Below are 10,607 nucleotides of genomic sequence, written 5' to 3' on the forward strand. Positions count from 1 at the left end.
GAAAACGAGCCGTCAAGATGACAACAGGACACCTCAAGGATTGAGAGCGGTAACGTCAAGAGGACGTTCCATTAGGATGATAAAAGGACTGCCCAACGGATATGGGAAAAGGAAAGCTAACAAGGAACTGGCACGTCAGGGATTGCAGGGAGCAATATCGGTTGATGGACTAAACCACATAGACGATCTAAAAAGGGGCAACTTAGGTTGCCCCTTTTCTATTTCTCTTTTCGTATTTTCGGTGTTGAACTGATAGCTAACAGCTTAAAGCATACCGCTGCCCGAAGGGCTCCCTAGCTGTTGGGCATTTTAATCACTAAGCAATCCATGCCTTGGCGCTCTAAACGGGCGCAAGATTGCTTAGCTTGCTCTTGCTGCAAATCCACTAATTGTGAACGGTATAAAATACGATCACTCAAGCTAACTTCACTCACCTTTATTTGAGAAGGCTTAATATTATCCAATTGGCGTTGGGCATTAGCGGCTCTGGTTTTCGCTTGCTTTGAACCTTGAAAAGAGCCGACTTGTATCGCCCAACCCAGAGCTGAGCCTGTAGACTGACTTGAAGACTGCACCGATGCCGCTGCAGGTAACGGCTTAGGCGCCACAGGCGGCTGTGCCGCCACCTCAACCACAGCGGGTGATCGTGTATTCACTTTGGTATCCGGCGCTTTACGTGTCACTTTACGCACAGTTTGCGTACTAATTACAATATTACTCACCGGCGCCGCCACGGTTTTATTAGCGCCATTAGGGGAAAGTTGCGCCAGCTGTTCAGCTTGAACAAAACTTTTATCCAGCAGGGCTGTCATTTCAGCATTACGCGAGCGCGAGCTTTTCCCCCCCATCACCACGCCCACTAAACGTTGACCGTCTCTCAGTACAGAGGTGGCCACATTAAAGCCAGAAGCACGAATATAGCCCGTCTTCATACCATCGGTACCGGCATAATCTTTTACCATGCGATTATGACTATCGTAGGTTTTACCATTAAAAGTAAAAGTAAGTGTCGAAAAGTAGTGGTAATAATCAGCATGACCCTTCATTAAACGCATTGCGAGAATAGCCAAGTCACGGGCCGTTGAGCGCTGTTCATTATCGGGCAAGCCAGACGCATTACGAAAGGTAGTCGCTGTCATATTCAATGCCTTGGCCTTAGCCGTCATTATATTGGCAAACTCGCGCTCCGTTCCCCCTAATGCTTCTGCTACTACCACGGCGGCATCGTTCGCTGAGCGTACAATAAGTGCAGGAATGGCATCGCGCACTCGCAGCCGATCGCCCTCGGCTAATGAAATATTGGTTTGTGGCATAGAGGCGGCGTGGGCCGATACTGGCATACGGGTATCCAGTTTCATTAAGCCATTATCCATGGCGTCAAACAGGAGATAAAGCGTCATCATCTTGGTTAACGAAGCAGGGTAACGGGGCTCATCGGCACGATCGGCATGCAAAACTTCACCGCTGTTAGCATTGACGATAATAGCCGCGTATTTAGGGTTATCTTCTCCCTCACCTTCTTGCTGGGTATCGGCATTCACTTGCCCGATGCCTACACATAATAGCGCCATTGCTAGCAGCCACTGGCTTGTTATCTGACGTATTGAAACTAACATAGCAAGCTCCTCATCATCCTTAATAATAAAAGATCACTATTATAAAAAGGCGCCATAGGCGCCTTTTTATAACAAGTAATGGTCGTTACGCACTTAGGTTAGGGGCTAACCACTTCTCTGCTACTTCTCGCGTCATCCCTTTACGCTCGGCATAGTCGAGCAATTGATCTTCTTGAATTTGGGCAACGGCAAAATAGCGGGTATTGGGGTACGAAAAGTAAAAGCCCGCCACAGCAGCACCAGGCCACATGGCATAAGACTCTGTTAAGCGCATACCAATACGTTTTTCTACTTCTAACCAGTTCCACAGCGTACCTTTTTCGGTGTGCTCAGGACAAGCAGGATAACCCGGTGCCGGACGTATACCGTCGTATTTCTCACGAATTAATTCGTCATTGCCCAGCGTCTCATCGGCCGCATAACCCCAATATTCGCGACGCACTAACAAGTGCAAGTATTCGGCAAAGGCTTCTGCTAAACGATCTGCTACCGAGCCGGCTAAAATGGCGTTATAGTCATCTTCTGCGTCTTTATAGGCACGGATAATATCATCTTCACCAATACCCCCCGTCACCGCAAAGCCGCCAATATAGTCTGGCTGTGTTCCTTTAGGTGCCACATAGTCGGCTAAGCAATAGTTAGGGAAGCCGTCTTTTTTCTCGGTTTGTTGACGCAAGAAACGTAAAGTTTGTAATACCTGAGTGCGTGACTCATCGGTATAAATCTCTACGTCGTCCCCCACACTGTTAGCCGGATATAACCCAATCACGCCCGCACAACTCAAGGTGGCGTCTTTTTCTAGCTTATCGAGCATGGCTTGGGCGTCGGCATACAACTTAGTCGCCTCAACTCCCACCACTTCGTCTTCTAAAATACGGGGGAATTTACCCGCCAGCCCCCAGGTCATAAAGAAGGGAGACCAGTCGATATATTCACGCACTACAGAAATCGGCGTGTTATGAAACTCATGTATGCCAGGCTTAGCCGGTACTGGTGGCACATAAGTGTTCCAATCAATGTCGACTTTATTGGCCCGCGCCTCGGCCAAGGTCACAGGCCGAGTGCGCGGCTTTTTACGGGCGTGCTGATCCCGCACCACCTCATATTCTTTATTTAATCGCTCAACAAAAGCCGGTTTATTTTCTTTGCTAAGCAGAGTTTGTACCACACCCACAGCACGAGAGGCATTGGATACATACACCACTGGCTCATCGTAATTTTGTTCAATTTTTACTGCTGTGTGTGCTTTAGAGGTAGTGGCCCCCCCAATTAATAGCGGTATGGTAAAGCCTTGACGCTGCATCTCTTTGGCCACGTTGACCATTTCATCGAGCGAGGGCGTGATCAAACCCGATAAGCCAATCATGTCGGCATTCACTTCGCGCGCGGTTTGTAAGATTTTCTCACAGGGCACCATAACCCCTAAATCAATCACTTCAAAGTTATTACATTGCAGCACCACACCCACAATGTTTTTACCAATATCGTGTACGTCGCCCTTTACCGTGGCCATCACAACTCGGCCATTACTTTGCCCCACCTCTTTACTGGCTTCAATATAAGGGTTGAGATAAGCCACGGCGCGCTTCATGACTCGTGCCGATTTCACCACTTGCGGCAAGAACATTTTGCCGGCGCCAAATAGGTCGCCCACCACATTCATGCCATCCATTAATGGCCCTTCAATCACATCGAGAGGACGGGCGGCTTCAAGGCGCGCTGCTTCAGTATCTTCTTCAATAAAATCCGTTAAGCCTTTCACTAAAGAGTGCGATAAGCGCTCATTAACTGGCCAAGTGCGCCACTCTAAATCGCGCGGATCAACCGCCTCACTGCCACTATTACGATAACGTTCGGCAATTTCTAATAAGGCTTCGGTGGCCTCTTCGCTTTCGTTAAGCACCACAGCTATGACTTTTTCTTTTAGCTCGGGATCTATATCTTCATAGATAGCCAACTGGCCGGCATTAACGATCCCCATGTCCATGCCATTTTTTACCGCATGGTATAAGAACACAGAGTGAATAGCCTCTCGCACCACTTCGTTACCCCGAAACGAGAAGGAAACGTTAGAGACACCGCCGGAGATCATGGCATGAGGTAAGTTGGCCTTAATGTCTTTTACTACGTCAATAAATTCTACGGCGTAGTTATTGTGCTCTTCAATACCGGTGGCCACGGCAAAAATATTGGGGTCGAAGATAATATCTTCCGGTGGGAAGCCGACTTCATCGACCAAGATCCGATAAGCGCGTTCACAAATTTCATATTTACGCGCTCGGGTATCTGCCTGCCCTACTTCATCAAACGCCATTACAATAACGGCGGCACCATAGCGGCGCACTAATTTGGCTTGCTCAATAAAAGGCTCAACGCCTTCCTTCATTGAAATTGAGTTAACCACGCCTTTGCCCTGAATACACTTAAGGCCGGCTTCAATCACCTCCCACTTAGAGGAGTCAATCATAATGGGCACCCGTGAGATATCGGGCTCACCAGCAATTAAGTTTAAAAAGCGCGTCATACAGGCTTTCGAGTCCAACATGCCTTCGTCCATGTTGATATCGATAATTTGCGCGCCGTTTTCTACCTGTTGCAATGCTACTTGCAGCGCTTCATCGTAATTTTCTTCTTTAATTAAGCGCTTAAATTTAGCCGAGCCCGTTACGTTGGTACGTTCACCCACGTTCACAAACATGCTATCGGCAAAAATATTAAAGGGCTCAAGGCCTGATAAACGACAAGCAGACGTTATCTCTGGTAAAACGCGCGGCTTAATCCCCGCTACCGCTTCAGCCATCACCCGAATATGTTCAGGGCTAGAGCCACAGCAACCACCCACTAAGTTTAAGAAACCACTTTCAGCCCATTCACGAATATGCTCCGCCATTTCATCGGCTTCTAAATCATATTCACCAAAGGCATTGGGTAAGCCCGCATTAGGGTGGGCCGACACATAGGTCTCACTAATACGTGACAACTCTTGTACGTATTGACGTAACTCATTGGGACCCAGCGCACAGTTCAAACCAAAAGACAGCGGGTTAGCATGGCGCAATGAGTGATAAAAAGCTTCGGTGGTTTGACCGGTGAGAGTTCGGCCTGAAGCGTCGGTAATGGTGCCCGAAATCATCACCGGAATGCGGGTACCTAATTTGTCGAACAGCGTTTCGATGGCAAATACGGCGGCTTTAGCATTTAAGGTATCGAAGATGGTTTCGATCATGAGCATGTGTGCGCCACCGTCAATCAGCGCTTGTGCAGCTTCGGTGTAAGCATCCACTAATTGATCGAAAGAAATATTTCGATAACCCGCATCATTTACATCCGGCGAAATAGAAGCGGTACGGTTGGTGGGGCCCAATACCCCAGCCACAAAGCGCGGTTTATGCGGCTCTTTGGCGGTCCACTCATCTGCCACTTTGCGCGCCAGTTTAGCAGCCTCAAGGTTCATTTCTACCGCCAGCGATTCCATTTGGTAATCGGCCATGGCGATATGAGTCGCATTAAAGGTATTGGTTTCAACAATGTCGGCACCAGCCGCAAAATAATCATTATGTATTTGTGCAATCAGCTCCGGCTGACTTAACACTAATAAATCATTATTGCCCTTAAGATCCGATGGCCAATCGGCAAAGCGCTCACCACGATAGGCGGCTTCTTCTAAACGGTGCGACTGGATCATAGTGCCCATTCCGCCGTCTATAATTAAAATACGCTCGGCAAGCGCCTGTTCTAGCTGAGAAAAAACGGGGGATCTAGACACTATTAACTCCTGTTACAACTGGGTTCCCTTTCGCAAATTGCATCTTATCACACTCTGGCAAACGAGAAATCTAGACATCTATGTCTAGCTCTAAAAAAGATCAAGGCTCAGGGCCAATGTTGTGCAATTTAACCGCAGTTTTTTCTAGGGAAGCACACCTAAATAAGGCACAATAGATACCGCTGGCAAAGACCAGCAAGCTTGCAACTATAATAAAAACTCTTACCGGAACTGTCCCTCATGAGCGTCTATTACACCCTGTGTTTTTTGGCGGCCACGGCGATCACTATCGCTTTCGTCAATCAATATATAATAAAAATACAAACCACCATTGCCATCACCTCTGGCGCCCTCATTATGTCTATTATCATGTTGGTGCTCGGAAAAACGGCTTGGCCAGAACTACAAACCCACGCCATTAATACCCTTGAAAGTCTCGCTTTTGGTGATTTCTTATTACAAGGAATTCTCGGCTTCTTACTGTTTGCTGGCGGCTTAGGTATTAACCTGCCCGCCCTTAAAACTCAGAAGTGGGAAATATCTATCTTAGTGATTGTTGGCGTGCTTATTTCTACCGCTATTGTGGCGCTTGGGCTTTGGTTACTCGCCTATCTTGCTGCCATTCCCATGCCATTTGTATATTGTTTATTATTTGGCGCACTTATTTCCCCCACCGACCCTATTGCCGTGCTGGCCATCGTTAAAAAGCTAGGGGCACCAGAACAAATTGCCATTCAAATTGAAGGCGAGTCCTTGTTTAATGATGGTATTGGCTTGGTCATCTTTTTAACCATTTTTGCTGTGGCTTTTAGCGGCACCGAGGCCACGGTTAGCTCGGTGATGACCCTATTTATGCACGAGGCCATTGGCGGCATTATTTTTGGCGCCTTATTGGGGCTGATGGCACACCTAATGATCAGTGCCACCGACGATGGCTCTATGGAGCTGTTAATGACGCTCTGTATTCCTACCGCCGGCTTCGCACTTGCTAATCTGTTAGGAGTATCTGGCGCCCTGGCTATGGTGGTCACCGGTATTATGATTGGTAACTGGACCCGCTATACCGGCTTTTCTGAGCAGAGTGAAAAATACCTAGATGAGTTTTGGCACTTGTTAGATGAGTTTCTTAACGCCATTTTATTTTTATTGATTGGCTTGGCGATGTTATTAGTGGAGTTTCACTGGCAGGCATGGGTACTCATACTGTGCAGCGTACCCCTAGTGCTGGCCAGCCGCTTTCTGAGTGTTTCTGTACCTTACCTCGCGTTTCGTCGCTTTAGAAGCTACAACAAGTTTTCGGTACGCATTCTTACTTGGGGCGGCTTACGAGGCGGCTTATCGCTCGCCATGGCGCTGTCTATTCCTGCTGGCGTTAAGCTAGGCGCACAAGGACAGTTTGATTTACGGGATATTATTCTAATGATGACCTACGCCATTGTGCTGTTTTCAATCATAGTACAAGGCATGACCATTACCCCTATGATCAACAAGGCCAAGACCGCCGAAAAAGCCGGTTTTCCAATAGAATAATGGTTAACTAAGCTCAACATAAAAAGGCAGGCCCACGGCCTGCCTTTTTTACTGAAACATAAAGTTTCTTAACTCAGGTTAGCATAACTTAGAAACGGTAGCCTAAACCGACCATTAGGCCGATAGGGTCGATGCTGGTGTCAAAATTACCCACTGCCGTAGTCACTTCAGTATCAATATCCATATACCAGATAGAGCCGTTAACAAATAATTTATCAGTCACGGCCATATCAATACCTGCTTGAGCCGCTAAGCCCCAAGAATCATCCGCTTCTACATCGGTGCCCGCCAAAGGTCCACGGCCTTTCTCATCAAAAAAGAAGGTATAGTTAATACCGGCACCTACATACGGGCGTACTTTACTTTGTGCGTTACCAAAATAGTACTGGGCCACTAAACTCGGTGGTAAGTGCTTTACCTTGGCTACCTCGCCAAGGCCTGCTGTTCTCACTGAATGAGAGAAAGGGGTCGCGCCAAGCAACTCTACGCCCCAGTTATCGGTCAGCATGTAAGAAAAGGTTAAGCCAAGCTGAGTATTACTCTGAACATCTAAATGGCCAGTACCTAGCACATCGTCACCACTGCTGTTAGGGGTAACAGTCACGGCGCCACCACGCACTAGAATATCACCGGCTTGGTGAGCAAAAGCAGAAGGGGCCATTAAGGCTGCGGCAACTAACAAAGCAACTTTTTTCATGCTTAATCCTTACTTTATTTTCGAGTAATTGAACTTAATTGCAGTTAGTCTGCCTGAGTCTAGATAACCACTTTTTGATTTAACGCAAACTTGTTGGTAAAAGTGCCTTTATTACTGCTTTTTTACTTCTCATAAAAAATAACAAAGCCAATAGCTAGCTAAATACAGACGCTTAAGGTATATCTAAGTCATCGGGTTCAGGCAGCGCTTTTAGCGTTGCCTGCTTTATTTATGGAGGTTTATATGGCCAAGTTGCCACACATTACTGTCTCTACCCTAGATCTAGTACGCCTTGAAGCCTTACTAGAAAAACAGCCCGAGTCCGATGCCGTTACCCGGCTAGAAAACGAGCTTGACCGCGCCAAAGTGGTTGCCCCCACTGAGGTACCAGACAACATAGTAACCATGAACTCCACTATTACCTTTGCTATCGCTACGGGTAAAGAAACCTTTACCAAAACGTTGTGCTACCCACGCGATATGGACAACGGCAATACTAAAATTTCGGTATTAGCCCCCATAGGTGCAGCGCTATTGGGCTTAAGCGTGGGCCAAACTATCGACTGGCCCGCCCCTAATGGCAAAGTAATGCAGGTAAGCATTGCTGCGCTTGACTACCAACCAGAGCGTGCTGGCGATTATCAGACCTAAATAGAAAAAGGCGCACAATTGTGCGCCTTTTTCTATTTAGGTTTATCTAAGCAGTATTTAACTTTCGCAAAACATAACCACGAGTGACACTTGAACTTATTTATTAACAGCCTGCTATTTGCTCTTTCTATCACAGGGCCTATTTGTCTCTTACTATTATTAGGCTTTGCTTTACGCCGTAGCCAAATGATGAACGACGGCTTTATTGATAGCGCCAGTAAGTTGGTATTTAATATCGCTCTGCCCATGTTACTGTTTACTAGCATAGCGCAAACTGATTTTAGTCAAATGAGTAGCCTTAAGCTCATCCTTTATGGCATTGCAGCCACTTTAACCGTATTTGTGTTGTTAGAGTGGTGGGCGAGTCGATATGTCAGCAACCAAGGATTACGGGGCATAGTCGTGCAAGGCGTGTTTCGGGCTAATATGGCCATAGTGGGGTTAGCCTATGTGAATAATGCCTATGGTCATTCGGGGGTCGCTGCAGCGGCTATGTACGTCGCCAGCCTGACCATCTTATTTAATATATTGGCGGTGTTTACCCTAAGTCGAAGCCTTCATCACAATGACAATATGCAACTTGGTCTGCTGGCTAAAAATATTATAAAAAACCCTCTAATTATTGGCATAGTCGCCGCCTTACCCTTAGCGGCCAGCGACTGGGTACTGCCTGAAATACTAATGAAAACGGGTGCTTACCTTGCTCAACTCTCTCTACCGCTGGCATTACTTTGTACTGGAGCCAGCTTAAGCCTAAAGGGTCACAAAGATGACACAGCCTTGCTACCCACGGTCGCTATATTGCGATTATTAGTGGTACCAGCAGTCATTACTTTTGGCGGCTATTGGGTGGGGTTTAGAGGGATGGAGCTCAGCATACTGTTTTTAATTAATGCCTCACCCACAGCCGCCGCCAGTTATGTGATGGTGCGAGCCATGGGCGGCAATGCCGCCTTAGCCGCTAACATTATCGCTGTAACCACCTTAGGCTCCCTGATCAGTACCAGCCTAGGCGCCGCCTTACTCAAAGGTTTAGGCTTTCTTTAGCCGCGGTAAGTGGCGATCAAGCCAACTAATTAGTCCGTCATAAAAGCCGGTGTGCATTAGCCACGCCATACCAAAACAAGCAACAGAAAGCGCGCCTACGTAGATATCGCTCCACCAGTGCGCGCCTGCCATAACTCTAGGAGCTGAATAAATCACCACAAACAAACAGCCCCATAATCCCGCTTTCCAAGATAAAAAACGCCATACAAAAGCGGTAAAAATCATTAACATTAAACCATGGTCTCCGGGGAAACTATCACCCGATGAGTCTTTGGTTTTAAAGGTGGCCAGCTCAGTTAAGCGATAAATATTGTCGAATACCAAAGTTGGGCTCGGCCTTTCTACGGGTATTGCACGCCCTAATTGGTTTAGCCCCACTGCACTTAACAGCATAACTAAGCCAATAATCAGCAGTTGGCGTTTCCGCTCATCGCTTTGCCCTCGATAGTAGCTGTAATACACTAGCCCCATCGCTAATAAAGCGACCCCATCAAAAGCTCTGTTGTTAGCAATGGCAATGACATTGACCCAAGCATCGCTGTTACCAATTTTGTTATTAAAGTAATAAAAGAAACTCTTATCTATATCTAACCAAAAGCCATGGTTTGGCAACCAATACCAGCTAGCCAACACAGCCGCCGCCAGTAGATTCCAAAATAACCACTTATTAAATTGTAACGACACCCTAGCCTCTGCTTTTATATGTTTTGTTATAGGCGCCATTGTACGAAATTTTCTTCTACTCGCCCAGCGTACACCCTCTTGGGTGAATCCACTCGCTAGTGCTCAGCCTATGTTAAAATAGGTCAGTCCCAATTTTATTTTTAGACAAGGATGCACAGCATGAACTTTAAAGAATTTAACGCCTCCCTAAAGCAACCCACACCGCCTGCCGGCCTATCCGATGCGCTTACCGCCTTATGGTTAGATGCCAATGGTCAGTGGGAAGAAGCTCACGAAGTGATCCGTGATAATACCGATCAGCCATCTGCCTGGGTACATGCTTACTTACATCATGTAGAAGGTGTGCTGTGGAATGCCGATTACTGGTACGGCCGCGCCAAGAAAAAGCGCCCCAATTGCAGCACCCAGCAAGAGTGGCAGCAAATTGTTCAAACGCTGACTTCGTAAAGAACGAACAAGCCCCGACGATTAATACCAACTTATACCATCCTGTAAAATTAACTGGTCAGATTTATCCACTCTCTGGAGCACATTTGTGTCACGCGTTCGGCACTTTCAATAAAGGTGTTCCAGGCCTCGCAGACGCTGCTCATGATGTCTTCATAATTTTTAAAAA

8 protein-coding genes are annotated in these 10,607 nt (G+C 47.0%); 4 read left to right on the plus strand and 4 right to left on the minus strand.

Annotated features, from left to right (window positions below):
* Positions 1 to 293: 293 nt before the first annotated feature.
* Positions 294 to 1,616, minus strand: coding sequence for a D-alanyl-D-alanine carboxypeptidase (locus J3U76_RS12385; protein WP_243454238.1), 1,323 nt, complete (start codon positions 1,614 to 1,616; stop codon positions 294 to 296).
* Between the two features lie 85 nt (positions 1,617 to 1,701).
* A complete protein-coding gene (gene metH / locus J3U76_RS12390; protein ID WP_341534347.1) occupies positions 1,702 to 5,382 on the minus strand; it encodes a methionine synthase in 3,681 nt (1,226 codons plus the stop codon).
* A 240-nt stretch (positions 5,383 to 5,622) separates the two neighbouring features.
* On the opposite strand from metH, the gene J3U76_RS12395 reads away from it, so the two are divergent.
* Positions 5,623 to 6,912 carry a cation:proton antiporter gene (locus tag J3U76_RS12395; protein WP_208006293.1) on the plus strand — a complete coding sequence of 430 codons (1,290 nt, stop codon included), beginning with the start codon at positions 5,623 to 5,625 and terminating at the stop codon, positions 6,910 to 6,912.
* A gap of 88 nt (positions 6,913 to 7,000) precedes the next feature.
* Here J3U76_RS12395 and J3U76_RS12400 read toward each other — a convergent pair whose 3' ends face one another.
* Entirely contained in the window at positions 7,001 to 7,609 is a 609-nt protein-coding gene (locus J3U76_RS12400; RefSeq protein ID WP_208006294.1) for an OmpW family outer membrane protein, read from the minus strand.
* A gap of 243 nt (positions 7,610 to 7,852) precedes the next feature.
* On the opposite strand from J3U76_RS12400, the gene rnk reads away from it, so the two are divergent.
* Together rnk and J3U76_RS12410 are read left to right on the plus strand one after the other, a co-directional pair.
* A complete protein-coding gene (gene rnk, locus J3U76_RS12405; protein ID WP_208006295.1) occupies positions 7,853 to 8,260 on the plus strand; it encodes a nucleoside diphosphate kinase regulator in 408 nt (135 codons plus the stop codon).
* 90 nt (positions 8,261 to 8,350) lie between these two features.
* Positions 8,351 to 9,307: an AEC family transporter gene (locus tag J3U76_RS12410; RefSeq protein ID WP_208006296.1), complete on the plus strand. Its 957-nt coding sequence runs from the start codon at positions 8,351 to 8,353 to the stop codon at positions 9,305 to 9,307.
* Here J3U76_RS12410 and J3U76_RS12415 read toward each other — a convergent pair.
* Entirely contained in the window at positions 9,293 to 9,991 is a 699-nt protein-coding gene (locus J3U76_RS12415) for a phosphatase PAP2 family protein (RefSeq protein ID WP_341534348.1), read from the minus strand. The genes J3U76_RS12410 and J3U76_RS12415 overlap by 15 nt on opposite strands.
* A 159-nt stretch (positions 9,992 to 10,150) precedes the next feature.
* Here J3U76_RS12415 and J3U76_RS12420 point away from each other — a divergent pair, with 159 nt between their 5' ends.
* Positions 10,151 to 10,438, plus strand: coding sequence for a hypothetical protein (locus tag J3U76_RS12420; protein WP_208006298.1), 288 nt, complete (start codon positions 10,151 to 10,153; stop codon positions 10,436 to 10,438).
* The last annotated feature ends 169 nt before the right edge of the window (positions 10,439 to 10,607 follow it).

Source organism: Oceanisphaera pacifica (assembly GCF_017498065.1).
GTDB classification, from domain to species: Bacteria; Pseudomonadota; Gammaproteobacteria; order Enterobacterales; family Aeromonadaceae; genus Oceanimonas; species Oceanimonas pacifica.

Coding starts and splice junctions, on each gene's coding strand:
- J3U76_RS12385 (WP_243454238.1), bottom strand. CDS start 1,616: ATGTTAGTTTCAATACGTCAGATAACAAGCCAGTGGCTGCTAGCAATG.
- J3U76_RS12395 (WP_208006293.1), top strand. CDS start 5,623: ATGAGCGTCTATTACACCCTGTGTTTTTTGGCGGCCACGGCGATCACT.
- J3U76_RS12400 (WP_208006294.1), bottom strand. CDS start 7,609: ATGAAAAAAGTTGCTTTGTTAGTTGCCGCAGCCTTAATGGCCCCTTCT.
- rnk (WP_208006295.1), top strand. CDS start 7,853: ATGGCCAAGTTGCCACACATTACTGTCTCTACCCTAGATCTAGTACGC.
- J3U76_RS12420 (WP_208006298.1), top strand. CDS start 10,151: ATGAACTTTAAAGAATTTAACGCCTCCCTAAAGCAACCCACACCGCCT.